At 68.9% G+C, this 23,727-nt stretch carries 20 protein-coding genes and 1 riboswitch; of the genes, 7 read left to right on the top strand and 13 right to left on the bottom strand.

The features are described 5' to 3' along the window. Nucleotide 1 precedes the first annotated feature (1 nt). The 4 genes from msrP to EV675_RS08385 form a co-directional block, all read right to left on the bottom strand. On the bottom strand, nucleotides 2–967 hold the full coding sequence (gene msrP / locus EV675_RS08400) for a protein-methionine-sulfoxide reductase catalytic subunit MsrP (RefSeq protein WP_130356823.1): 966 nt from the start codon (nucleotides 965–967) through the stop codon (nucleotides 2–4). Between the two features lie 178 nt (nucleotides 968–1,145). Next, nucleotides 1,146–2,420: a c-type cytochrome biogenesis protein CcsB gene (gene ccsB, locus EV675_RS08395; RefSeq protein WP_242621429.1), complete on the bottom strand. Its 1,275-nt coding sequence runs from the start codon at nucleotides 2,418–2,420 to the stop codon at nucleotides 1,146–1,148. Nucleotides 2,421–2,478: 58 nt separating this feature from the next. Next, on the bottom strand, nucleotides 2,479–4,611 hold the full coding sequence (locus EV675_RS08390; protein ID WP_207221976.1) for a cytochrome c biogenesis protein ResB: 2,133 nt from the start codon (nucleotides 4,609–4,611) through the stop codon (nucleotides 2,479–2,481). A 120-nt stretch (nucleotides 4,612–4,731) separates the two neighbouring features. Continuing rightward, on the bottom strand, nucleotides 4,732–5,412 hold the full coding sequence (locus EV675_RS08385; RefSeq protein WP_130356821.1) for a c-type cytochrome: 681 nt from the start codon (nucleotides 5,410–5,412) through the stop codon (nucleotides 4,732–4,734). Between the two features lie 324 nt (nucleotides 5,413–5,736). Here EV675_RS08385 and EV675_RS08380 point away from each other — a divergent pair, with 324 nt between their 5' ends. The 5 genes from EV675_RS08380 (at nucleotide 5,737) to EV675_RS08360 (ending at nucleotide 10,378) form a co-directional block, all read left to right on the top strand. Next, nucleotides 5,737–6,261, top strand: coding sequence for a gamma carbonic anhydrase family protein (locus tag EV675_RS08380; RefSeq protein ID WP_130356820.1), 525 nt, complete (start codon nucleotides 5,737–5,739; stop codon nucleotides 6,259–6,261). Nucleotides 6,262–6,333: 72 nt separating this feature from the next. Further along, nucleotides 6,334–6,957, top strand: a complete 624-nt coding sequence (yihA, locus tag EV675_RS08375; protein WP_130356819.1) for a ribosome biogenesis GTP-binding protein YihA/YsxC — start codon at nucleotides 6,334–6,336, stop codon at nucleotides 6,955–6,957. 81 nt (nucleotides 6,958–7,038) lie between these two features. Further along, nucleotides 7,039–8,049 carry a porphobilinogen synthase gene (gene hemB, locus EV675_RS08370; protein ID WP_130356818.1) on the top strand — a complete coding sequence of 337 codons (1,011 nt, stop codon included), beginning with the start codon at nucleotides 7,039–7,041 and terminating at the stop codon, nucleotides 8,047–8,049. A gap of 4 nt (nucleotides 8,050–8,053) precedes the next feature. After that, the gene (locus tag EV675_RS08365) at nucleotides 8,054–9,259 is read left to right on the top strand and encodes a magnesium transporter CorA family protein (protein WP_130356817.1); all 1,206 of its coding nucleotides are present in this window, start codon (nucleotides 8,054–8,056) and stop codon (nucleotides 9,257–9,259) included. Nucleotides 9,260–9,262: 3 nt separating this feature from the next. Further along, nucleotides 9,263–10,378: a helix-turn-helix transcriptional regulator gene (locus tag EV675_RS08360; RefSeq protein ID WP_130356816.1), complete on the top strand. Its 1,116-nt coding sequence runs from the start codon at nucleotides 9,263–9,265 to the stop codon at nucleotides 10,376–10,378. Nucleotides 10,379–10,392: 14 nt separating this feature from the next. Here the strand turns inward: EV675_RS08360 and dsbD are convergent, their stop codons facing one another. From dsbD to EV675_RS08340, 4 genes are all read right to left on the bottom strand, one after another. After that, nucleotides 10,393–12,312 (bottom strand): protein-disulfide reductase DsbD, encoded by a 1,920-nt coding sequence (gene dsbD, locus EV675_RS08355; RefSeq protein ID WP_130356815.1) that lies wholly within the window; start codon nucleotides 12,310–12,312, stop codon nucleotides 10,393–10,395. Next, nucleotides 12,312–12,653 (bottom strand): divalent-cation tolerance protein CutA, encoded by a 342-nt coding sequence (gene cutA, locus EV675_RS08350; RefSeq protein WP_130356814.1) that lies wholly within the window; start codon nucleotides 12,651–12,653, stop codon nucleotides 12,312–12,314. The genes dsbD and cutA overlap by 1 nt, the downstream gene beginning before the upstream one ends. 16 nt (nucleotides 12,654–12,669) lie before the next feature. Beyond that, nucleotides 12,670–13,479, bottom strand: a complete 810-nt coding sequence (locus EV675_RS08345) for an ABC transporter permease (protein ID WP_423213209.1) — start codon at nucleotides 13,477–13,479, stop codon at nucleotides 12,670–12,672. A 177-nt stretch (nucleotides 13,480–13,656) separates the two neighbouring features. Further along, nucleotides 13,657–14,616 carry an ATP-binding cassette domain-containing protein gene (locus EV675_RS08340; protein WP_130356812.1) on the bottom strand — a complete coding sequence of 320 codons (960 nt, stop codon included), beginning with the start codon at nucleotides 14,614–14,616 and terminating at the stop codon, nucleotides 13,657–13,659. Between the two features lie 146 nt (nucleotides 14,617–14,762). On the opposite strand from EV675_RS08340, the gene EV675_RS08335 reads away from it, so the two are divergent. Together EV675_RS08335 and EV675_RS08330 are read left to right on the top strand one after the other, a co-directional pair. Next, a complete protein-coding gene (locus tag EV675_RS08335) occupies nucleotides 14,763–15,860 on the top strand; it encodes a helix-turn-helix transcriptional regulator (RefSeq protein WP_130356811.1) in 1,098 nt (365 codons plus the stop codon). A 133-nt stretch (nucleotides 15,861–15,993) separates the two neighbouring features. Continuing rightward, nucleotides 15,994–16,102, top strand: a riboswitch (glycine riboswitch). A gap of 46 nt (nucleotides 16,103–16,148) precedes the next feature. Beyond that, a complete protein-coding gene (locus tag EV675_RS08330) occupies nucleotides 16,149–17,441 on the top strand; it encodes a D-amino acid dehydrogenase (RefSeq protein ID WP_130356810.1) in 1,293 nt (430 codons plus the stop codon). Nucleotides 17,442–17,447: 6 nt separating this feature from the next. On the opposite strand, the gene EV675_RS08325 is transcribed toward EV675_RS08330, so the two are convergent. From EV675_RS08325 to EV675_RS08305, 5 genes are all read right to left on the bottom strand, one after another. Then, nucleotides 17,448–19,130 carry a GMC family oxidoreductase gene (locus EV675_RS08325; protein WP_130356809.1) on the bottom strand — a complete coding sequence of 561 codons (1,683 nt, stop codon included), beginning with the start codon at nucleotides 19,128–19,130 and terminating at the stop codon, nucleotides 17,448–17,450. Nucleotides 19,131–19,165: 35 nt separating this feature from the next. After that, nucleotides 19,166–20,638 (bottom strand): aldehyde dehydrogenase family protein, encoded by a 1,473-nt coding sequence (locus EV675_RS08320; protein WP_130356808.1) that lies wholly within the window; start codon nucleotides 20,636–20,638, stop codon nucleotides 19,166–19,168. Between the two features lie 138 nt (nucleotides 20,639–20,776). After that, a complete protein-coding gene (locus EV675_RS08315; RefSeq protein ID WP_130356807.1) occupies nucleotides 20,777–21,772 on the bottom strand; it encodes a TRAP transporter substrate-binding protein in 996 nt (331 codons plus the stop codon). A gap of 38 nt (nucleotides 21,773–21,810) precedes the next feature. After that, nucleotides 21,811–23,088, bottom strand: a complete 1,278-nt coding sequence (locus EV675_RS08310) for a TRAP transporter large permease (RefSeq protein ID WP_130356806.1) — start codon at nucleotides 23,086–23,088, stop codon at nucleotides 21,811–21,813. Next, entirely contained in the window at nucleotides 23,085–23,636 is a 552-nt protein-coding gene (locus EV675_RS08305; RefSeq protein ID WP_165404498.1) for a TRAP transporter small permease, read from the bottom strand. Before EV675_RS08305 ends, EV675_RS08310 begins: the two co-directional genes overlap by 4 nt. Nucleotides 23,637–23,727 lie beyond the last annotated feature (91 nt).

Here is a 23,727-nt window from a genome sequence, read left to right as displayed (position 1 = left end):
CTCAGTAGTCGCGGGCCAGGTCCATGCCGGCGTACAAGCTGGCGACCTGGTCGCCGTAGCCGTTGAACATCAAGGTCTTGCGCTTGGGCGAGAACAGGCCGTCCTCGCCGATGCGACGCTCGGACGCCTGGCTCCAGCGCGGATGGGGCACGTTGGGATTCACGTTGGCGTAGAAGCCGTATTCCTGCGGCGCGGCCTTGACCCAGCTGGTGGCGGGCTGTTTTTCCACGAAGCGTATCTTCACCAGCGACTTGCCCGACTTGAAGCCGTATTTCCAGGGCACCACCACGCGCACCGGGGCGCCGTTCTGGTTGGGCAGGGTTTCGCCGTAGACGCCGAAGGTAAGCAGGGTCAGCGGCTGCATGGCCTCGTCCATGCGCAGCGCCTCGACATAGGGCCAGTCGAGCACGCGCGTGCGCAGGCCGGGCATGGTGTCGGGCTGCACGGCGGTGACGAACTCGACGAAGCGGGCGTTGCCGGTGGGTTCGACCCGGCGGATCAGCGCCGCCAGCGAATATCCGGTCCAGGGAATCACCATGGACCAGCCCTCGACGCAGCGCAGCCGGTACACCCGCTCTTCCAGCGGCGCCAGCTTGCGCAGGTCGTCCAGGGACAGCACCTGCGGCTTCCTGACCTCGCCCTCGATCGCGACGGTCCAGGGCGAGGTGCGCAAACGCCCGGCGTAGTCCGAGGGATCGCCCTTGTCGGTGCCGAACTCGTAGAAATTGTTGTAGGTGGTGACGTCCTTCTGCGAGGTCGGCTTGTCCATCACCACGAAAGCGCCATTGCGCTGCGCCGCCAGCTTCACGCCCGTCGTCTGCGCGAACGCCCGCCGGTCGCTCCACCCCGCCAGCCCCATCGCCGACGCGGCCAGCCCCGCCTGCAGCATCAACCTCCGCCGGTCGCGATAGACCGCCTCGGGCGTGATCTCGGAAGGCAAAACATCGGAAGGCCTGCGTATCAGCATGACGGTCTCCAGTCCGTATAAAGCCCACCCCGTACCCGCTTACGCGGGCCCCCTCAAGGGGGCGACGCGGGTGGACCGGCAAAGCCGGATCCACCGCATCCTGGGTCTAGGACCGCTATCTTGGGGTGTGGTTCCGTTGCTATCGCTGGCTGCCAGCGGTAGCAACCGTGAGCCAATGTCAGAGCTCTCCATAGGAGTGCAGTCCCGACAGGAACATGTTCACGCCCAGGAAGGCGAAACCCGTCACCAGCAGGCCCACCAGGGCCCAGTAGGCGGCGGCGTTGCCGCGCAGGCCCTTGATCAGGCGCATGTGCAGCCAGGCGGCGTAGTTGAGCCAGACGATCAGCGCCCAGGTTTCCTTGGGATCCCACTGCCAGTAGGCGCCCCAGGCGTCGGCCGCCCACAGCGCGCCCAGCACCGTGGCGACGGTGAAGAACGCGAAGCCCACGGCGATGGCCTTGTACATGATGTCGTCCAGCACCTCGAGCGCGGGCAGGCGCTCGGCAAGCTGGCGGCGGCCCAGCAGGATGCCGCCGACGATCAGCGCGGCCACGCCGGCGTAGGTCATCCAGTAGGCCGGCATGCCGCTCTGGCGGAAGATCATGGGCTCGACCGCCAGCAGCACGCCCAGGACGAACAGCGGCGCCAGCTTCACCCACGAGGAAGTCTTGCCGTGCGCCTTGACGAGGTAGGCGAAGGCGACCATGGCGGCCAGCGAGAACGTGCCGTAGCCGATGAAGTTGGCCGGCACGTGCAGCTTCATCCACCAGCTTTGCAGGGCCGGCACCAGCGGCTGGATCTGCTGCGCGCCGCGGTCGAAGGTGTACCAGACCAGGAAGGCGACGGCCGAGGCGATGACCAGCAGCACGAAACCGCCCAGGCTGCGCGTGTCGTACTTGCGCTCGTAGTACAGGTAGAACAGCGCCGTGATCAGCGAGAAGAGGATGAAGACTTCGTACAGGTTGCTGACGGGGATGTAGCCGATGTCCGGGCTGAGCAGGTAGCTTTCGTGCCAGCGCACCAGCAGGCCCGTCACGCCGGCGAACACCGCGCTCCAGGTCAGCGCCGTCCCCAGCCAGGAGGCGGTGAAGCTGCGGGCGATCAGGCCTATCCAGTAGCACGCGGTGGCGATGACGAACAGCGCGCACATCCACAGGATGGCGGATTGCGAGGACAGCAGGTACTTGAGCAGGAAGGCCTGGTCGGCCCGCGCGAGGTCGCCCTGGTAGAGGGTGACGGCCAGGCCGCCGCTGATGGCCACCGCGATCATCAACGCGCGCAGCGGGCGCCACAGCCAGGCCAGCCAGGCCAGCACCACCACGGCACCGGCCAGGATGGCCTTGTCGTAGTAGTTCATGATCCCGCCCACCCGCTGGAACGCGAAGGCGGCGCCCGCGGCCAGCAGCACGGCGAAGGCGATGTCGGTCCAGTCGATCCCGCGCGGGCCGTCCATGCCCCGGCGGGCGGTCCGGCCGGCGCCGTCGTGCGCGGATGAGGTCAGTTCCATTTAGCTACCCTTTCTGCTGCGGCGGCAAGGCGGCGATGTCCGCCTTGAGCCGCTCGAATTCCTGGTTGAAATCCAGCGTGCGCCGCTGGGAAGTCATGGCCATCAAGGTCTGCGCGCCGTGCCCGTCCTGCCCCGGCTTGACCCACAGCCAGACTCGGCGCTCGCGGATGTAGAACATCGAGAACACGCCCAGGATCAGCAGCACGCAGCCCAGGTATACCGCATTTTTGCCGGGGGTCCGGCTCAATTGGAACACGCTGGCCTGGACGTGATGGAAATCCTTCAGGCTGAGCACGACCGGCGCCGGATACAGGAACAGGTCCGACATCGCGCCCACGGCCGCCTGGGTCCAGGCCACCGCCTCGGCGGCTTCGGGGCCGCCGGTGGGCAGCGCGGGCAGTCCGGCGCGCTCGCGCTCGACCGCGCGCAGCTCGGCCATCGCGCCGCCCAGCAGCTTGACCACGACGTCGGCCGCACGCTGTTGTTCGCCGGACGAGACGTTGGTTTCCAGGAAACGGGCAATGGATTGCAGGCCGCCGTCGGCGAAGGTGTCCAGCGCCCGCTCGGCCGAGGCCTGCAGCTGGGCGGTCAACTCGGCGTCGGCGGCGCTGCCCGCGGCCATCCGGTTGGCGTGGGCGAAGCGGCGCGCGGCCAGCGCGCGGGCCTGCGGATCCTGCAGGATGGCGCGCAGCCCCAGGAATTCCTTCAGGGAGTTGTCGGCGTCGGCCGGCATGCGCACGTAGCGGAAATCCTCGTCGGGATTGGTGCGCACCCCGGACAGGAAGACCTTCACGCCGTCGACGTCGACCGGCAGCATGTAGTTGTGGAACTCGTGCGCCTGGCCGCTGGCGTCGCGCAGCTTGTACTGCACGCTGGGGCCGACGTTGCGGAAATCCTCGTTCTGGCCCACGCGGGCGGCGCTGCCGGACACCGCCGCGACGTGTTCGCGCAGGGCCTTGGGCTCGGCCGCGCCCACGCGGCCGTTGGCGAAATTCTCGACGTTGATGGGGCGGAAACCGCTGAACTCGACGGTCAGGTCCTTCAGCGCATCGTTGGCCGGGGCGCCGTCGGCCACCAGTTGCGCCGTGCCGCCGACCTTGCCCGAGACCGGGAAGGTATAGGGTTGGCCGCCGCGCAGGGCGTAGCCGGTCAGTTCCAGGGTACTGCCGCCGTCGTCGAAGCTGGACTGGTAGACCGTGACGCCCTTGTAGCGCAGCGGTTCATTGACCTTGATGGTGGCGGGGAAGTGTTCGCCGGTTTCATTGTCGGTGACCTCGACCTCGCTCGCGAACAGGCGCGGCATGCCGGTGGAATAGTATTCGACAATGAATTTCTTCAGTTCCAGCGTGAACGGCAGGGGCTGGACCAGCGCGCCGTCGTCCACCATGACGATGCCGTTGCGGGCCTTGCCGCCTTCGGGCACCAGCACGCTGCTGCGAAAGCTGGGGTTGCCCAGGCCCAGGCGCCCCGAGGCGGGCACGTCGGCGATGGCCATGTTCTCGAACAAGGGCTTCTTGCCGGCCAGCCAGATCTGCAGCCGTATCGGCAATTCGCTGTCGAGCAAGCCGCCTATGCAGACGATGACGATGGCGGTGTGGGCGAAGATGTAACCCAGCCGGTTGCCGCTGCCCCGCTTGGCCGCCAGCAGCGTGGCCGGGCCCTCTGTGCGGGTGCGCACGGCATAGCCCTGGCGCTTGAGCAGTTCGGCCAGCGCGCCGGCCATCCGGCCGGGCGCCGCCGGCGACGCGAACTCGGCGCGATGATGGAAGGACCGCAGGCTGTTCTCGCGCACGTGTTCGCGGAACGAACGCATGTCGCGGACCATCTTGGGCGCCGTGCGGATGATGCAGAGGCTGGTGGAGACCACCAGGAAACCCATGATGAGCAGGAACCACCACGCGTTGTAGACGTGATAGAGCGAGAAGGTCTCGAACACCTCGAACCAGAACTGCCCGAACTGGTTGACGTAGTTGTTCGACGGCTGGTTCTGCACCAGCACCGTGCCGACGATGCTGGCCAGGCAGATGAAGACCAGCAGGCTGACGGCGAACCGCATCGAAGCCAGCAGCTCGAGCAGGTCGGCGCCGAGGCCGCGCGAGGCCGGGCGGGAAGCGGAGGAAGTAGCGGTGGTCATGATGGTGCTGCGGACCTCGGTTCGGACAGGTCGGTTGCCGCTGGAATCCTGCCAAAATGCAAAAGGGGCGGAAGATCCGCCCCTTCAATGACCGCGATCGACAGCAGTGGTTCCGGGCGCGGATCAGCGCAGGCCGGCGATGTAGTCGGCCACGGCCTTGATTTCGGCGTCGGTCATCTTGTTGGCGATCTGCGCCATCGGCACGTTATTGTGCCGCGCGCCGCTGCGGAAGGCCACCAGCTGGGCCTCGGTGTACTCGCCGAACTGGCCGCCCACGCGCGGATATTGCGACGGGATGCCGGCGCCGTTGGCGCTGTGGCACGAGGCGCAGGCCGGAACGCCCTTGCTGGCGATGCCGGCGCGGAAGATGCGCTGGCCGAGTTCGACGGTGTCCTTGCTCTTGGCCACGGCGGGTTTGAGGGTCTGGGCACCGAGGTAGGCCGAGATGTTGCGCATGTCCTCGTCGGTCAGGCCGGCGACGTTGGCGTTCATGACGGCATTGACGCGCTCGGGCGTCTTGGCGCCTTCCTTGACCTTGAAATTGACGAGCTGCTTGTAGATGTAGTCGGGGTGCTGGCCGGCCAGCTTGGGGTTGGCGGCGCCGGCGCTGTTGCCGCCGGGGCCATGGCAACTGGCACAGGAAATGATGTTGCGGGCCGCGTCGCCGTTGGTGAACAACTGTTCGCCCTTGGCCGCATCGACCTTGGGACGGGGTTGGGCATCGGCGGCCACGGACGGCAGGGCCACCGCCGCACCCAGGATTGCACCGCTCGCGACAAGCATCAGGGACAGCACACGCTTCATGAAAACCTCGACCTAAATTCCACAATCAGGCTACGGATACGCGACTCACGGATGCCCTGCTCCTGCTGCTCCAGCCGGCGTGCGGCAAGAATTCTCCTGCAGGTGTCTCCGCGGGGCCCACCTACCCCGTTATCGATTCGACCCGGCTCGCGCCGGAGGTGATCGTTCTTCTACTGCGAGTTTTGTTCTACTGCAAACCCCGTTCGCCCCCCGCTTCCGCGAGGGAGCGCATAGGCAAGCCCAACCGCGCTTTCCTATGTTAAGTAACCGCTTATTATAGCAACTACAACGTAGCCCATAGAAAACTATTCGGGAAGGACCATCATGGCTGTCTACCAGCTCGGCGCCGACGCGCCCCACATTCCGGACTCGGCGTACGTGGCCGAGCAGGCCACCGTCATCGGCAAGGCCAGGCTGGGCGAGAACGCCAGCGTCTGGCCGGGCGCGGTGATCCGGGCCGACAACGACGACATCGTCCTGGGCGACTCCAGCAATGTCCAGGAGGGCGCGGTGCTGCACACCGACCCGGGGCTCAAGCTCACCATCGGCGACTACGTGACCGTCGGGCACCAGGCCATGCTGCACGGCTGTACCATCGGCGACGGCTCGCTGATCGGCATCCAGGCCGTGGTGCTGAACCGCGCGGTCATCGGCAGGAACTGCCTGGTGGGCGCGGGCGCTATCGTGACCGAGGGCAAGGAATTCCCCGACCGCTCGCTGATCCTGGGCGCGCCCGCCAAGGTCGTGCGCCAGCTGACCGACGAGGACATCGCCCGCATCCGGGCCGGCGTGGAAAGCTACGTGAAGCGGCAGCAGCTGTTCAAGAAGGAATTGAAGCGGGTCGGCTGACGGGCGGCCGCGCCGCGGGGCCGGTCGTACAATAGCGGGTTATTGCTTAACTTCGCCGGCCGGCGACGCCCAGTGTCCATTCTCCATCGCGCCCATTTCACGACGTCCGCCGCCCGGCTCGACCAGTTGCCCCCGCCCGGGGCGCCGGAGGTCTGCTTCGTCGGCCGCTCCAACGCCGGCAAGTCGTCGGCGATCAACGTGCTGACCCAGCAAAGGCGCCTGGCCTTCTCCAGCAAGACGCCGGGGCGCACCCGGTTGATCAACATGTTCGGCCTGCCCGATCCGCTCGAACCCGAGCGCGACCTGGGATTCCTGGTCGACCTGCCCGGCTACGGCTATGCCTCGGTGGCCCGGGAGGACCGCTCGCAGTGGGCCCAGGTGCTGGGCGGCTATCTGCGCAACCGGACCTCGCTGGCCGGCGTCGTGCTGCTGGTGGACATCCGCCGCGGCGTGACCGACCTGGACCGCAACCTGATCGACTGGATCGCGCCGTCCGGCAAGCCGGTACTGGCCCTGCTGACCAAGGCCGACAAGTTTCCCTACGGCCAGCGCATCAAGGCCCAGTTCGCCGTCAAGAAAGAACTGGCCGCCATCGGCGCGCTGCACACCGTGCCGTTTTCCTCGACCCACCGCATCGGCCTGGACGAAGCGGCCGCCCATATCGAGGGTTGGCTGATGCCCCAGGTCGCGGCATGACGCCTGCGGGGGCGCGATGATATCTTGCGATGGCAGGGAGCCCATTCCTGGCCTCGCGGCATTGACAGGACGACAACCGCAATGAGCCAACACGAAGTATTCGCCGATTTTCCCGCCGGACGCCCCCGCCGCCTGAGGCGCGACGACTTCACCCGCCGCCTGGTGCGCGAGAGCCGGCTGTCGGCCGACGACCTCATCTACCCCGTGTTCGTGGCCGAGGGCAAGGGGCTGCGCCAGCCGGTGCCGTCGCTGCCCGGCGTGGAACGCTACAGCCTGGACACGCTGCTACCGGTGGCCGAGGAATGCGTCGAACTCGGGATCCCGGTCCTGGCGCTGTTCCCCGTGATCGCGCCGGAACTGAAGACCCCGGACGGCATCGCCGCGACCCGGCCCGACGGCCTGATCCCGCGCGTGGTGGCCGAGCTCAAGAAACGCCTGCCCGAACTGGGCATCCTGACCGACGTCGCGCTCGACCCCTACACCAGCCACGGGCAGGACGGCCTGATCGACGAATCCGGCTACGTGCTGAACGAGCCCACCGTCGAAATCCTGGTCAGGCAGGCCCTGGCGCAGGCCGAGGCCGGCGTGGACATCGTCGCGCCCAGCGACATGATGGACGGACGCATCGGCGCCGTGCGCCAGGCGCTGGAAGGCAACGGCCACATCCACACCCGCATCATGGCCTACTCGGCCAAGTACGCCAGCGCGTTCTACGGCCCCTTCCGCGACGCGGTCGGCTCGGCCTCGAACCTGGGCAAGTCCAACAAGGCCGCCTACCAGATGGATCCGGGCAACATCGACGAGGCCCTGCGCGAGGTCGCGCTGGACCTGCGCGAAGGCGCGGACATGGTCATGGTCAAGCCCGGCATGCCCTACCTGGACGTGCTGCGGCGGGTCAAGGACACCTTCCGCGTCCCCACCTTCGCCTACCAGGTCAGCGGCGAATACGCGATGATCAAGGCGGCCGGCGCCAACGGCTGGCTGGACGAGGACAAGGTCGTCATGGAAGCCCTGCTGGCGTTCAAGCGCGCCGGCGCCGACGGCATCCTGACCTATTTCGCGCTCGACGCGGCCCGCAGGCTGAAAGGCTGAAGCCATGGACGTCCTCTGGATCTCGGAACACGGAGGGCCCCGTCCACACAACGCGGCGCAGCTGGCCGCCAGCAAGGGCTTCCTGTGGATAGACGCGGGCGCCGAGGACCTGGCGGCCGACCCCGACGCCTGGCGCGACGAGATCGCGCGGCTGACCGGCGTGCAGTTGCACGACCTGCACCTGCAGGACGCCGCCAACCCGGTCCACCCCTCGTACTTCGACAACACCACCGCCTACGAGATGGTGGTGTTCCGGCGCATCGTGACCGACGCGCCGACGGACGAGCCGCGTCCCGCGGCCAACGGCAAGATGGGCATTCCGCTGCTGGCCAGCCTGCGCACGCAGCCCGTGTCGTTCTTCGTGCTGGGGCAGGCGCTGATCACCGTCCGCCACGGCTACAGCGCCACCTGCCAGGAAATGAAGCGCCGCCTGGCCGAACAGCGCGGCGAGGTCCCGCCCGAGGGACGGCGCGACCGCGCGCCCAGCAGCATCGGCCCGCTGGGCCGCGTCCCGTCCGGCCCCGCCGAACTGATGCTGCGGCTGCTGAACGGCATGGTCGACAAGTACCTGGCGCTGCGCCAGCCGCTGACCCTGCAGCTCGATCGGTGGCAGCGCGAGCTGCTCAATCCCAACGGCCGTTTCCGCAACTGGCTGGCGCTGCTCGATGCGCGCATCGTGCTGCGGCGCCTGGAGAATATCTGCGAGGAACAGTACGACGCGCTGTCCGAGCTGCGCGACGCGGCCATGGACCGCAGCGAGGATGCCTGGGGCTCCGGCGCCTTCGACCAGCGGCGCGATGCGCTGCTGGTCCGCATCAACGACGTCATGGAGCACGTGAACCGCGTGCTGAGCCATGCGCGGCGCATGGAGTCGTCGGTGGAGACCGCGGTGCAGCTGCACTTCTCCGCCACGGCCCACCGCACCAACGAGATCATGCGCATCCTGACCGTGGTCACGGTCATCTTCATGCCGCTCACGCTGATCACCGGCATCTTCGGCATGAACGTGGATCACCTGCCCTTCGTGCACGACAGCGGATCGTTCTGGTGGATCATGGTCGGCATGGCGCTGCTGGCGCTGCTGCTGTGGAGCTGGTTCTCGGCCCGGCGCTTCCTGGAAATGCGGCCCTACCGGGTGGCCGAGGCCCTGGCGCGCAAGGCGGGGCTGCGGGCCGGCAGGGAAGACCCGGACGCCGCCGACAGGCTTTGACCCATGGCCGCCCGCCCCCCGCTCCAGGACTGTTCGCGATCGATCGTGGCGTGCCTGTATGAAGGCATCGCGGCGCCGGATCAATGGCAGGCCGGGCTGGCCCTGCTGAGCGCCAGGATCGGCGGCCAGGCCTTCCACCAGGTGACGGTGGACGCGCGCGACAGCAGTGTGACCGACAGCGTGATCTGTGACGCCGCGCCGCTGCACAAGTTCGACGAATACGCCGAGCACTACGTCCAGGGCGATGAACGGCTGGCGCTTTTCGCGCATCTGCGGGAAGGCTGCTTCATCCTCGACCACGAGCACCTGGACAGCCGGCAGATATCGCGTTCAGCCGTCTATTCGGACTTCCTTCGCAGCGTGGACCTGCGCCATACCGTGTGCGTGCTGCAACGCGACGATGACGATTCACGCGACTACCTGGGCATCATGCGGCCGGTGGACCACCGCCCCTACGGGGAGCGCGAACGTGCCCTGCTCGACCTCGTCATGCCCGACATGGTCCGGGCGGCACGGCTGCGCGCGCGCATGCGGCAGTTGCAGCGCGAAGCGCTGGTCGGCCGCGCCGCGTTGGACGGGCTGCCGCGAGGCGTGGCCGTGGTCGATGCCCGTGGCCGGATCGAATACGCCAACGCGCGCGCCGAACGGTACATACGCACATCGCCGTGGCTGGACACGAAAGGCGGCCTCCTGGGCATGTGGGACACGCCCACCCAGCGGCGCTTGCGGACCGCGCTGAGCCAGGCCTGCTCCATCGCGAAGAAGGCGGACATCTTCCCCGCCAAGAACCCTTTTGCAACGGTCTGGATCACCGTCCTGCCGCTGGACACCCGGCACGTGCTGGCCGGGCTGCGCGACACCCCGCTGGCTCTGGTGATTTTTTCCGTGCCCGCCGACAGCCTGCCGCTGGACGCCCGCCTCATCGCCCAAGCCCTGGGGATCACGCCGACGGAGGCGCGCCTGGCCCAGGCCCTGGCCACCGGCCAGACCATCAAGGAATACGCCGCCACGCAGGCCGTCTCGCCGGAAACCGCGCGCAGCCACCTGAAGAACCTGTTCAGGAAGACCGGCTGCCGGCGGCAGGTCGAGCTGGTGCAGTTGATCCGGACGCTGGCCTGACCGGCGAGGCCGCGTCAGCGCGCGGCCGTCGCCAGCACGTCGTCCAGCACGCGGGCGAAGCGCTCCGCCCCCTGGAAGCCGATCACCCGCTGCGGCAGCGGCGCGCCGCCCGGCGCGAAGAACACGATGCCGGGGGGGCCGAACAGCCGGAAGCGCTTGAGCAGTTCGCGATCGTCGGCGTTGTTGGCGGTCACGTCCGCCTGCACGAGGCGCATGCCGGCCAGCCGCTGCGCGACGTCGGGGCGGGGAAAAGTCAGCGCCTCCATCTCCTTGCACGACACGCACCAGTCGGCATAGAAGTCCAGCATGACCGGGCGGTCGGACGCCGCCAGCAGCGCATCCAGCTCGGCCACCGAGCGCACGCGCTCGAATGTCGCCGCGGCGCCGGGGCGCGACGAGGCGCCGCCGGGAGGACTCCACAATCCTTCCCCGCCCTGAGCCGGCGCCGGTGCCGTCGGCGCGATGGCGGGAACCGGGCCCGCGCCGCCCGACGCGGCAAGATGGCCCAGCGGCTGCCACGGATCCCGGCCGCCGCTGGCCACTCCCACGGCCTGCAGGACGCCGACCAGCGCGAACAGGATGCCCAGGCCCTTGAGCACGCGGCGGCCGGTGCCGGCGTCGGCGGGCAAGGCATCGAAGGCGTGCAGCAGGGTAGCCGCCAGGATGGCCAGCACGGCCCAGCCCGACATCTGCACCCAGCCCGGCAGCACCGGCCAGAGCATCCACCACGCCACGGCCAGCAGCAGCATGCCGAAGAAGCGCTTCACTCCATCCATCCAGACTCCCGCCTTGGGCAACAGCGCGCCCGCCGAAGCACCGGCGGCCAGCAGCGGCACGCCCATGCCCCAGGCCAGCGCGAACAGCGCCAGGCCGCCCAGCAGCACGTCGCCCGTCTGCGAGACGTACAGCAGCGCGCCCGCCAGCGGCGCGGCCACGCACGGTCCGACGATCAGCGCGGACACGGCGCCCATGGCCAGCGCCCCGGTGGCGCGGCCGCCGGGCAGGCGCGAGACGCGATCCGACAGGGAGGTCTGCCAACTGGACGGCAATTGCAGCGTGAAGACGTCGAACATGGCCAGGGCCAATACGGCCAGCAGCGCGGCGAACACGCCCAGCACCCAGGGCGTCTGCAAGGTGGCCGCCAGGCTGACGCCGCTCAGCGCCGCCAGCAGGCCGACTGCGGTGTAGACCACCGACATGCCCAGCACGTAGGCCGCGGCCAGCCCCAGGCCGCGCAAACGGGGTCGGGCGTGGCCGGCGGCGTCGCCGACCACGATGGCCGACAGGATGGGCACCATGGGCAGCACGCAGGGCGTGAGCGACAGCAGGATGCCCAGGCCCAGAAAGATCAGCGCCGTACGGAAGAGGCCGCTGCCGGCCAGCATGTCGGCCAGGCCCACGTCGTCGGCGCCGGCGAAGGCCGACCAGCGCAGGCCGCCGCCCGTTGCGCCCTCGATCTGCGGCAGGCCGCCGGGCGTCGAGGCGGCCACGACGCGCACCTTGTGTTCGGCCGGCGGATAGCACAGGCCGGCGTCGGCGCAGCCCTGGCTGGTGACGGCCAGCGCGAAGGCCGTGCCGGTGGGGATCGTCAGGCGGGCCGCCACCTTGTCGCGGTAGGTCTCGACCTCCTTGTCGAAGGTCTGGTCGAACTTGACCTGGCCGGGCGGCAACTGGGGATCGCCCAGCGCCACTTCCGGCGGATCCGCGACGAAGCGGAACTGCTCGCGGTACATGTAGTAGCCGGGCGCGATCGCCCAGGACAGCTCGATGGCATCGGGCGCCACGGCGCGGGCGGAAAAGCGGAAGGCCTGCTCGGGCGGCAGGAAATCCTCCGCCGGCGCGGAGCGCGGCAGTAGCGCGGCGCAGACCCACAACAGGCCGGCCAGAACCCGGAGCATGCGCGGGCCGGCCGCCCGTAAACGGAACATGGACATCAGTTTTTCGTTTCCTGCCGGACCCAATCCAGATAGGCCGGCAATCCTTCGGTCACGGGCACGGCGATGATCTCGGGCACCTCGTAGGGGTGCAGCCGGGCGATCGTCTCCTGCACGGCCCTCTGGCGGGCCGCCGTGGTCTTGATCAACAGCGGAATCTCGTCGGCGGACTCCACTTCCCCCTTCCACCGGTAGATGGACAACACCGGCGCGCCGACGTTCACGCAGGCGGCCACCCCGTCTTCGACCAGGCGGCGGGCAATAGCCCGGGCGGTGTCGGCATCGGGGGCATTGCAGAATACCAGTACCACCTGGCGGGCGGCCTCGAACGGCGACGACATGGCAATCTCCAGGACTTCAACGCAGCAGGCGGCGGCGCATCAGCGCCGTGGCCAGCCAGATGGCGACGGCCGCGGTCAGCGCCAGCTGGAGCACCTGTTCCCACGGCTGGGCGGGCATCCGCCCCAGCACCAGCGGCCTCACCAGCTCGATGGCCGGAGCCAGGGGCAGCAGCCGGGCCGCCTGCACCAGCGCCTCGGGCAACTGCGACACGGGAAAGAACACGCCGGACAGGAACACCATGGGCGTCACGCCCAGCGTGAAGTAATACATGAAGAAATCGAAGCCCTTGGCCAGCGCCGACATGACCAGCGCCAGCGCTGAAAAGGTCACGCCCAGCAACACCAAGGCCGGCGGGATCCACAGCAGCGTGGGCGCGCGCGAGATGTCCAGCGCCACCACCACCAGCAGGATCGCCAGCCCGCTCTTCATGCTCTTGGCGGCGGCCCACAGGATCTCGGCGAACACCACGTCGTCCAGCGACAGCGGCGTGTTCAGCATCGCATCCCAGGAGCGCTGGATGTGCAGCCGGGAAAAGGCGCTGTAGGTGGCCTCGAACGTGGCCGCGTACAGCGCCCCCATGCAGATCGAACCGGCGGCCAGGAACGTCACATAGGGCACGCCCTCGATGCCCGGCAGCAGGCTGCCCAGGCCATAGCCCAGCGCCAGCAGCGCCACCATCGGATCCATGACGTCGCCCAGCACCGTGGTCAACGCCGTCTTGCGCCAGACCAGGAAATTGCGCCGCAGCACCGGCACGCACCCCCGCCCCGGCCGAGGCAGCCCCCAAATCCCCAATCGCGAAACATCCATCGCCCATTCACTCATATCATCTCAGCCCTTAATCCAGGAAACCGCGGATCCGGCTCCGCCGGTCCGCCAGTGCCGCCCCCGGGGGGCCGGCGCCGGGCCGCCCCAAGGCGGGCCCCCGGCCCCCTGGGGGGCTGCCGCGCAGCGGCTGGGGGCCCACCATGCTGGGCGCGCGTAAGCGCGTAGGGGGGGGGGTCATTCTCTTAAATCGCGGCCGGCCAGCCTCAGAAAGAGGTCTTCCAGATTGGCCGGTCGGTGCAGGTAGCGCACCCGGCCTCCCTCGCGCAGCAGCGCCAGCACGCGATCCGGTTCGGCCGTATAGCAATAGACCGTCTCGCCGCTGACCTCGACGCGGTCCGGCATGGCGGCGCGATGACGCTCCAGCCAGTCCAGGGCCCCTTCTCCGAACACCTCCACCACCTCGGGTTCGACATGGCGCGCGATCAGGTCCTGGGGCGCCCCTTCGGCAATCATCCTGCCCCGGTCCAGCAGGCCCAGCCGGTCGCACAGGCGCTCGGCCTCGTCCATGAAATGCGTGGTCAGCAGAATGGTCTTGCCCCGCGCCAGCAGCGTCTTCAGGCGCTCCCAGATCAGGTGGCGCGCCTGCGGATCCAGCCCGGTCGTGGGTTCGTCCATCACGATCAGGTCGGGGTCGTTGACCAGCGCCCGCGCCAGCGTCAGCCGCCGCTTCATGCCGCCCGACAATTCGTTGATGCGCGCCGTGCGCTTGGCGGCCAGCGACGCGAATTCCAGCAGCTCCGGAATGCGGCGGCGGATCTCGGCGTCGGCCAGGCCGAAGTAGCGGCCGAACACGAGCAGGTTTTCCTCGACCGTGAAATCCGGGTCGAGATTGTCGATCTGCGGCACCACGCCTATGCGCGCCCGGGCCTGGCGCGCCCGCGCCGGGACCGCGTGATCCAGCAGCCGGATCGAACCGCCGTCCACCGGCGTCAGGCCCAGGATGGACCGCAGGGTGGTGGTCTTGCCCGCGCCGTTCGGCCCCAGCAGGCCATAACATTCGCCGCGCGCGATCTCGAAGGACAGCGCGTCCACGATGACGCGGCCGCCGTAGCGCTTGTCCAGCCGCTCGACCCGCAGCGCGGGTCCGGGAGATGCCAGGGGCCTGGCCCCCGCGTGCAGCGAATTGGTGGTCATGCGCCGATAGTACCCCGTGGCCCGCCCGCGCCGGCTGCGACATCCGCGCGCAGGGTTTTCCTGATGTGGACGGATCGATGAAAGTGATTGCCCGCTTCGCATGTTGCGTAACATGATGTAACCACCCGTTCAACCATACGAATATCATGGGTATTACTCCCTCCCAGGAAACCTACGACTCCCTCGTCGGACTCTGCTACGACAGCGTGCTGGACAGCGCCCGATGGCCGGCGCTGCTCGACGCGTTGGCCGCCGCCAGCGGCAGGCAGTTCGGCGCGATCGCCATCAACCCTCCCGGCGAAGCCGCCGCCACCGTCATGCTGGCGGCTCGGTGCGATCCCGCCGCCATCCAGGCCTACAACGCCCACTATGGCGCCATCGACCCGATGCGCGAGCTGATCGCCGCGACGGAAGACGGCCGGTGGAATCACGACCGCCGCGAACTGCCCGCCGAAACGCTCGACCGCCACCCCTACTACCAGGAGTTCCAGCGGATCCAGGGCATGGACGACCGCGCCTCGATCCGGCTGAACGGCCAGGGCGCCTGCGTCTACGTCGCGCTGCTGACCGCCATCGGCGTGCGGCCCGACGCCGGCCAGGACGACCTGCTGACGCGCATCGCGCCGCACCTGCAGCGTGCCGGCACGCTGTACGACACGCTGACCGGACTGCGCGACGGCCTGGCGCTGCGCAACCAGGTGCTGGACAGCCTGCCCACGCCGCTGTGGCTGCTCGACGAAGGACGGCGCGTGGCCTACCGCAACGCCGCGGCCCAGCGGCATGCCGCGCTGCCCGATGGCGCCCTGTGCGAACACAACGGCCAGATCCGCCCCCGCCACGCCGCCGCCAGCCGGCTGGAAACGGCCATCCTGCAAGCCACGGGCAATTCCGGATCGCGCCGTGCCTCGCGCATCGCGCCGCCCACCGCCGGCGGCCCGGACGTCGTGGTCACGCCGCTGTCCGAGGACCATCCCGACAACCCGCTGCAACGTCCGCTGGTCGCGGTCAGCGTGGTCGATCCCGAGCAGCAGAATCTGCGCGTGAACGACCTGTTCCAGTTCAGCCGGGCCGAGGCGCGCCTGGCAACCAAGCTGCAGGAAGGACTCAGCCTGGCCGAATACGCCGAACGACAAGGCATCGCGCTCAGTACCGCGCGCACGCAGTTGCGCGCGCTCTTCACGAAGACCGGCACGCACCGCCAGGGCGAGCTCGTAAGCCTGCTGCTGCGACTGGCGCGGCATTGATCCGCACCCGCGCGATACCCGGGATGGCAATGGCGCAAGGCCCATGCTATCCTGGTTCGCACCAGGAGAACGAAGCGGCTTGCCGCTTCTACCGAAGGCGTATCCCCTGAAACGCTCAGGTCACGAGACTGGCAACCAAACAACTGGAGAGCGTCGCGCCCTAACCCGCGCGGCCGCCGAAGGGGCAAGCGACGCCGACCGGCGGGCGCGAATCTCTCAGGCAAAAGGACAGTAGGGGCAAGCGGCAGGCATCTGCCGCTTGCCCCTGTTTTTTTCCGAGAGCCTGCAATGAAAGTCATCGTCATGGGCGCCGGCATCACCGGCGTCACGTCGGCCTGGTACCTCGCCAAGGCCGGGCACGAGGTCGTCGTCCTGGAACGCAACGCGGGCGCCGCGCGCGAGACCAGCTTCGGCAACGGCGGCCAGATCTCCGTCAGCCACGCCGAGCCCTGGGCCAACCCGTCCGCCCCGCTGAAGCTGCTGCGCTGGCTGGGCCGCGAGGACGCCCCCTTGCTGTTCCGCCTGCGCGCCGATCCCGACCAATGGAAGTGGGGCCTGCAATTCCTGCGCGAATGCACCTCGGCGCGATCACGGCACAACATGATCCAGATCCTGAACCTGGGTACCTACAGCCGCGCCAGCCTGCAGGAGTTGCGCGCCGAGACCGGCATCCGCTACGACCACCTGCAACGCGGCATCCTGCATTTCTACACCAGCCAGAAGGAGTTCGACGCCGCGCTGGAACCGGCCCGCATCATGCGCGAGATGGGTTGCGAGCGGCAGGTGATCGACCGCGACGAAGTCGTGCGCCTCGAACCCGCGCTGGCGCAGATCGCCCCCCGCCTGGCGGGCGCCACCTACACCAGCGCCGACGAATCGGGCGACGTGCACTTGTTCACCACCCGTCTGGCCGAGCTGTGCGCGCAGCGCGGCGTGCGTTTCCGCTACGGCGTGCGTGTGCAGGCGCTGCGCACCGAGGCGGGGTCCATGAGCGGCGTCGAGATCGCCAGCGAGACCGGCGGCTACGAGACCGTGACGGGCGATGCCTACGTGCTGGCGCTGGGCAGCTTCAGCCCGCAACTGGCCCGGCAGGCCGGCGTTCCCTTGTCCATCTATCCCGCCAAGGGCTATTCGGCCACCCTGCCCGTGCTCGATCCCGCGCTGGCGCCCGAGGTCAGCCTGACCGACGACGAATACAAGCTGGTGTTCTCGCGCCTGGGCGACCGGCTGCGCGTGGCCGGCACCGCCGAGCTGAACGGCTACGGGCTGGCGCTGAACCCGGTGCGCTGCGAGGCCCTGGTCAAGCGCACGCTGGAAATCTTCCCCGGCATGAGCCGGCCCGAGCTGGCGCAGTACTGGGCCGGCCTGCGGCCGGCCACGCCGGGCAACGTCCCCTACATCGGCGCCTCGAAAGTGCGCGGCCTGTACCTGAACACCGGCCACGGCACCCTGGGCTGGACGCACGGCTGCGGCTCGGGCCGCGCGGTGGCCGAGATCATCGACGGCCGCCAGCCCGAGGTGGACTTCGCCTTCACCGGCCGCGAGACGATGCCGCCAGCGCCCCGGCTGGCGGCGGCCTGACGCCGGTCAGGCCGGGACGGTCCCGCGCGCGGGGAACGGACGCAGCGCCGATGTCCCGCGCCTGTTGTCGCGCGCCAGCGGCGGCCGGCCCAGGATGTGGTCGGCCGCCTTCTCCGCCATCATGATGATGGGCGCGTTGGTCGGCCCGCGCACCACGCGCGGCATGGCCGATCCGTCCACCACGCGCAGGCCGTCCACGCCGCGCACCCGCAACTGCGCATCGAGCACGGCATCGGGATCGGCATCGCTGCCCATCCTGCAGGTGCCCACCGGGTGGTGCAGGGTGATGGCCGTGCGCCGGATGAAGGCATCGATGTCGGCGTCGCTGGTGGCCCGCGGGCCGGGTGCCAGTTCCTCGGCCCGGAAGGGCGCCAGCGGCGGCTGTTCCCCAATGGCGCGCATGATGCGCACCATCTGCCGCACGGCGCGCCGGTCGTAGTCGGTGGACAGAAAGTTCTGGCGGATCACGGCGGGCGCCGTGGGATCGCCGCTCGCCAGCGAGACGCTGCCCCGGCTCTCGGGCGTGATGAAGACGCCCTTGATGGCGAAGGCATCGACGTAGGGCTTGAGCAGCGGACCGAAATGCGGGCCGGCGTCCATGGGCGCGGCGGCCAGCAGCAATTGCAGATCGGGCAGCGACAACTCGGGATGGCTGCGCACCAGGCCCACGGCCGCGGCGGGCACCTTGCTGGACAGGCCCGAGCCGAACATCCAGGTCCGCAGCAGATCGAAGCCGATGCGGTCCAGTCGCAACGCGCGGTGCAGGGGCCCCGTTTCCTTGCGGCGCCAACGGACGTCGCACACCACGTGGTCCTGCAGGTTGCGCCCCACTCCCGGCAGATCGACGCGGGTCGCGATGCCGTGCCGGCCGAGTTCCGAGGCGTCGCCGATGCCCGACAGCATCAGCAGTTGCGGCGAATTGATCACGCCGCCCGCCAGCAGCACCTCGCGTTCGCACCGTACCTGCTCGCGGCGGCCGCCGCGCAGGACTTCGACGCCCACGGCGCGGCCCTGTTCCATCAGCACCTTCGTGGTCAACGCGCCGGTCCACACGGTAACGTTGCCGCGCGCCACGGCGGGCCGCAGGTAGGCCGACGCCGCGCTCCAGCGGCGGCCGCGGCGGATGGTCGCCTGCATGGGGCCAAAGCCTTCGATGCTGGCGCCGTTATAGTCGTCGTTGCGTCCGTGCCCGGCCAGGTCCGTGGCGCGCAGGAAGGCATCCACCAGCGGGTCCTCGTAATGCAGCCGTGTCACCGTCAGCGGACCGTCGCCGCCGCGCAGCTCGCTGGCGCCCTCTTCCCACGACTCGCTGCGGCGGAAATACGGCAGCACGTCGTCGTAGGACCACCCCTCCAGCCCCAGGCCGCGCGCCCAGTGGTCGTAGTCCTCCCTGGCGCCGCGCGCATAGGCCATGCCGTTGATCGAGGTCGAACCGCCCAGCACCTTGCCGCGCGCGCATTCGATGCGGCGGCCGTCCATGCCCGGCTCGGGCTCGGTGAAATAGCCCCAGTCGTACATCCGGTGCTTGAGGATCAGGCCCCAGGTCAGCGGAATCCGGATCACGGGCGAACGGTCGGGGCCGCCGGCCTCCAGCACCAGTATCTTCAGCGCCGGGTCGGCGCCCAGCCGGTAGGCCAGCGTGCACCCCGCGGAGCCCGCGCCCACGATGATGTAGTCGTAGTTGTTCATGTCGGTTGTCCGCGCCCGAAGCGCGGGTATGGACTTCAGCCCAGTTTTAGATTCACGTTCTTGGTGTAGGTGAACTCCAGGAGTTCCTCGAAGCATTCCTCGCGGCCGATGCCCGACTGCTTCACGCCGCCGAAGGGCGCGCCGATGAAGTGCTGGCTGGTGTTGTTGATCCAGACGTAGCCGGTGTGGATGCGGCGGGCGGCCCGGTGCGCGGTGTCGAGGTCGCGGGTCCAGATCGAACCGGTCAGGCCGAAGTCCACGGCGTTGACGTCGGCCCACATCGCGTCCTCGTCGGACCAGCGGAACACCGACATGATGGGACCGAACACTTCCTCGCGCGCCAGCCGCATGTCCGGCCGCATGTCGGCGAAGATGGTCGGTTCGAAGAAGAAGCCGTCGCGCAGCGCGGGATCGTCGGGCTGCCTGCCGCCGGCCACCAGCCGTCCGCCCTCGTCCAGTGCGGACTGCACGAAGCCGCGCACCTTCTCGAGCTGCGCCCGGCTGACCAGCGACCCCATGGTCGTGGCCGGATCGGTCGGGATGCCCGGCCGGTGCCGCCTGGGCAGCAGTTCGGCCACGCGCGCCAGCACCTCGTCGTGGATGCTGTCGTGCAGGAATACGCGGCTGGTGGAGCCGCAGCTCTGGCCCGACCACGTGAAGTTCATGCCGCCCACGATACCGTCCACCAGCTTGTCGAGGTCCGCATCGGGATAGGCCACCAATGCGTTCTTGCCGCCCAGTTCCAGCAGCACCGGCTTCAATCCGTCGGCCGCCGTCTTCATGACCGACTTGCCCGTGGGCACGCCGCCGATCAGCGTGATCTTGCGCACCAGCGGATGCTCAGCCAGCGCCTGCCCGCACTCGCGGCTGCCGCACAGGAAATTGACCACGCCCTTGGGGAAGACGTGGCCGATCAGTTCAGCCAGCCGGATGATGGACAGCGGCGCCTGGTCGGGCGACTTGACCACGACCGTGTTGCCCGCCGCCAGCGGCGCCGCCAGGCGCATGGCGGCGAACATCAGCGGATGGTTGTAGGCGACGATGCGCGCCACCACGCCCAGGGGCTCGCGCACGGTGTAGTCGAGATAGCCGGGTCCCATGGGCAGGGTCTCGCCCTTGACCTCCGTGGCCAGGCCGGCGAAATACTCCAGGCTGTCGGCCGCGAAATCCGCGTCCTTGGCCAGGATGGACACCGGATTGCCGTTGTTCAGCGCATCCAGCAGCGCCAGTTCCCGGGCATGGGCGCGCAGGATGTCCGCCGCCCGGCGCAGCATGCGGCCGCGCTCCATCGGCGGCGTGGCGGCCCAGGCGGGAAAGGCGTCCTGGGCCGCGCGCACCGCGGCGTCGACGTCGCGCGCGTCGGCCACCGGCGCATCGGCCAGGGGCTCGTCATACGCGGGATTGATGGTCGGCGCGTAGACGCCGGCCAGGGGTTCGTGCCAGTCTCCCCCATAGAACAGCTGGCGGTGGGCCGGCAGGATGCCGGCGGGAATCTCGTGTGCGCGCATGGCGTCTCCGATAAATCAGTACAGTCGGTTCTCATGGCCCTGTATCCCCAGGGCCGTCCCTCCAGGACGCCGCGGATCCGGCTTCGCCGGTCCGCCAGCGTCGCCCCCTCGGGGGGCGCCCGCAGGGCGTAGGGGGGGTCAGCTCCTGAGACGGGTGGCCGCCGCGCGCAATGCCTCGTAGTCCTTGCGGGCATCGGCCGACAACTCCTTCATCGCGGCGGGGATCACCGCGTCCAGATAGGCCTTGGCGTCGGCCGAGGACAGCTCGATCATTTCGCCGCCGCCCTTCTCCCAGATCGCCCGTGCCTCGGCCACGCGCGCATGCACGCGCGGACCGATCTCGGCATCGGTCTTGCGCGCTGCCTGGCGCAGCGGCTGCTCCAGCGGCCCGGCCGACTTCAGGAAGGTGGGACTGGCCAGCCCGACGATGGCGATGTAGGTGGACGGCAGCAGCGTCTGCGACTTGGCGACGTCGAAGTACTTCAGCGCCGACGGAATGGGCGTGCCGGAATAGACGCCGTCCAGCGTGCCGTTCTGGAACGCGGGCAGCACCTCGCCCAGCGACATCGACACGGGGTTCGCGCCCAGTTGCCGCAATTGCGCGATCAGGATCGAGGAACCGGGCACGCGGATCTTCTGCCCGGCCAGGTCCGACAGCTTGCGGATGGGCTTGCGCGAAACGATGCTGCACTGGGAATGCACCAGCGTGGTCAGCACCTCGACGCCCTTCTTCGAGGCGATGGACGCCAGCCTGGCCTTGACCTCCGGGTCGGCCAGCACCTTCATGCCATGGTCGATGCTGTCGAACACGCCGGGCACGGCCAGCGCGCCGAAGCGCGCGTCCAGGCCCTCGTACATGCCCGAGGCGTTCAGCGCCATCTCGACGGTGCCCATGCTCACGCCTTCGATCGTGCGCTGCGCGGTGCCGAGCTGGCTGGCCGGATACACCTGGCCCTTGACCTTGTTCTGCGTGGCCGCCTCCAGGTTGACCTTGTAGGCGTTCAACCAGTCGACGCCCAGGTCGTCGGACGTGGTGGTGGTGAGCTTCATGACCAGGTTCTGCGCGCGGGCGGTGGGCAGGAGCGCGAGCGCTCCCAGGCCGGCCAGATGCGCCAGGCATAGACGGCGATTCATGGTGATGTCTCCAGTGGTGGTTGGCCGGCGGACGGCCGTCAGTTCAACAGCAAGCGCATGCCCCAGAGGGATATGTCCGGGATGTAGGTGATCAGCCCCAGCGCGATCAGGTAGATGACGACGAACGGCACGATGCCGCGGTAGATGCTTTCCAGCGGCAGCTTGAGCACGCTTTGCGCGACGAAGATATTGATGCCGAAAGGCGGGTGGAAAAGACCGATGGACAGGTTCACCGTGATGATGATCCCGAAGTGCACGGGGTCCACGCCGATGGCGGTGACCAGCGGCATCAGCAGCGGCGACAGCAGCAGGATGGCCGACAGCGGATCGATGAAGCAGCCCACCGCCAGCAGCAGGACGTTGATCGCCAGCAGCAGCGACCAGCCCGGCAGGTGCAGGTCGGTCAGCCATTGCACCAGCGCGGCGGGCACCTGGTGCACCGTCAGCAGCCAGCCGAACACGTTGGCGCAGGCCACGATGATCAGGATCTGCCCGGTGAACACCGCCGTCGTGCCGGCGCTTGCCAGGATGTCGCGCCAGGACAGCTCCCGGTAAAAATAGCGCGCCACGACGATGGCGTACAGGCAGGCCACGGCGGCCGCCTCGGTGGGCGAGAACACGCCGCCGTAGATGCCCCCCAGGATGATGACGGGCGCGCCCAGCGCCCCCAGGCCGCGCGCCGCGGCGCGTCCGAAGGCCGCCCACGAGAAGCGCTCGCCGCCGCCGATGCGATGGCGGCGGGCGTACCACATGACGTAGGCGCACAGCATGCCGGCCAGCAGCAGCCCGGGCAGCACGCCGGCCGCGTACAGCCGGGGCACGGACTGCTGCGCGGCCGCGCCGTAGACGATCATCGGAATGCTGGGCGGAATGATGATGTCGATGGCCCCCACCGCCGTCAGCAGCCCCGCCGAGAACTTCTCGGGATAGCCATTGCGCCGCAGCGCGGGCAGCATCACGCGGCCGATGGTGGCGACGGTGGCTGCGCTCACGCCCGAAATCGCACCGAACAGCGCCGACGACCCCACGGTGGTCACCGCCAGGCTACCGCGCACCGAGCCCACGCCGGCGTTGACGAAGCTCACCAGCCGGTCCGCCACCGACCCCCGGCCCATCAGTTCGCCGGCGAAGATGAAGAAGGGAATCGCCAGCAGCGCATAGGCATCGATGGCGCCGAACAGATTCTGGTGCAGGGCCGTGAGCGGCACGTCCATGAAGAACAGCAGCGCCACGCTGACCGAGGCCAGCAGCACGAGGAAAATGGGAAAGCCCAGCAGCAGCAGGCCCAGGGGTAGGAAACCCAGCGCGAAACTCATGACAGCGCCTCCTCGGCCGCATCCACCGGATCGGGCTGGCGCAGGCCGCCGCCGGCCGCGCGCAGCGCCACGTCGCACAGGCCGACGATCACCATGGCGGCGAACGCCACCGCCACCAGCGAATGCGGGATCCACATCGGGATGTGGCCGTTCTCGCTCACGCTGCCGATCTGGTGGATACGCCAGGCGTATTCCGACGAAATGAAGCAGACGAAGCCACACAGCGCCACCGCTGCCAGCGCCTCGAGCGTGGACAGGAAGCGCCGCAGCTCCACCGGGAAATAGCGGTTCAGCACGTCCATGCGCAGATGCTGCCCGCGCACCGCCGCCACCGCCGAGCCGAAGAAGGCCAGCGCAGCCATCAGGTAGACCTGCAACTCGTCGGCCCCGGTGATCGAACGGCCGAACACGTAACGCGCCACCACGTTGGCCACGTTGATCGCGACGGCCGCCAGCAGCGCGCTGGCCAGGGCGCGCTCGAGACTGGTGGCGGCGCGCTCCAGGCCGCGCAGGATGCGCCGCGCGCCGCCGGGCTGGGTACTGGACATGATGTCTCCTCTCGTTGTGGGGAGAGATCCTAGGTTGACGCCAACCATTCGTCTAATTCAAATATTTACCTAATTACATAGCCAATCAACT

This window comes from Pigmentiphaga kullae (assembly GCF_004216695.1).
In the GTDB taxonomy this organism is placed as follows: domain Bacteria; phylum Pseudomonadota; class Gammaproteobacteria; order Burkholderiales; family Burkholderiaceae_B; genus Pigmentiphaga; species Pigmentiphaga kullae.
This window is presented reverse-complemented; position numbering and strand designations above follow the sequence as displayed.

Bases quoted from the DNA above. Each gene is read 5' to 3' on its own strand.
- EV675_RS08330 (WP_130356810.1), top strand. From the start codon at position 16,149: ATGAAAGTCATCGTCATGGGCGCCGGCATCACCGGCGTCACGTCGGCC.
- EV675_RS08365 (WP_130356817.1), top strand. From the start codon at position 8,054: ATGGACGTCCTCTGGATCTCGGAACACGGAGGGCCCCGTCCACACAAC.
- EV675_RS08360 (WP_130356816.1), top strand. From the start codon at position 9,263: ATGGCCGCCCGCCCCCCGCTCCAGGACTGTTCGCGATCGATCGTGGCG.
- EV675_RS08325 (WP_130356809.1), bottom strand. From the start codon at position 19,130: ATGAACAACTACGACTACATCATCGTGGGCGCGGGCTCCGCGGGGTGC.
- EV675_RS08380 (WP_130356820.1), top strand. From the start codon at position 5,737: ATGGCTGTCTACCAGCTCGGCGCCGACGCGCCCCACATTCCGGACTCG.
- ccsB (WP_242621429.1), bottom strand. From the start codon at position 2,420: ATGGACGGCCCGCGCGGGATCGACTGGACCGACATCGCCTTCGCCGTG.
- EV675_RS08310 (WP_130356806.1), bottom strand. From the start codon at position 23,088: ATGAGTTTCGCGCTGGGTTTCCTACCCCTGGGCCTGCTGCTGCTGGGC.
- dsbD (WP_130356815.1), bottom strand. From the start codon at position 12,312: ATGTCCATGTTCCGTTTACGGGCGGCCGGCCCGCGCATGCTCCGGGTT.
- EV675_RS08315 (WP_130356807.1), bottom strand. From the start codon at position 21,772: ATGAATCGCCGTCTATGCCTGGCGCATCTGGCCGGCCTGGGAGCGCTC.
- EV675_RS08335 (WP_130356811.1), top strand. From the start codon at position 14,763: ATGGGTATTACTCCCTCCCAGGAAACCTACGACTCCCTCGTCGGACTC.
- EV675_RS08345 (WP_423213209.1), bottom strand. From the start codon at position 13,479: ATGAGTGAATGGGCGATGGATGTTTCGCGATTGGGGATTTGGGGGCTG.
- cutA (WP_130356814.1), bottom strand. From the start codon at position 12,653: ATGTCGTCGCCGTTCGAGGCCGCCCGCCAGGTGGTACTGGTATTCTGC.
- EV675_RS08385 (WP_130356821.1), bottom strand. From the start codon at position 5,412: ATGAAGCGTGTGCTGTCCCTGATGCTTGTCGCGAGCGGTGCAATCCTG.
- hemB (WP_130356818.1), top strand. From the start codon at position 7,039: ATGAGCCAACACGAAGTATTCGCCGATTTTCCCGCCGGACGCCCCCGC.
- EV675_RS08320 (WP_130356808.1), bottom strand. From the start codon at position 20,638: ATGCGCGCACACGAGATTCCCGCCGGCATCCTGCCGGCCCACCGCCAG.
- EV675_RS08340 (WP_130356812.1), bottom strand. From the start codon at position 14,616: ATGACCACCAATTCGCTGCACGCGGGGGCCAGGCCCCTGGCATCTCCC.
- EV675_RS08305 (WP_165404498.1), bottom strand. From the start codon at position 23,636: ATGTCCAGTACCCAGCCCGGCGGCGCGCGGCGCATCCTGCGCGGCCTG.
- msrP (WP_130356823.1), bottom strand. From the start codon at position 967: ATGCTGATACGCAGGCCTTCCGATGTTTTGCCTTCCGAGATCACGCCC.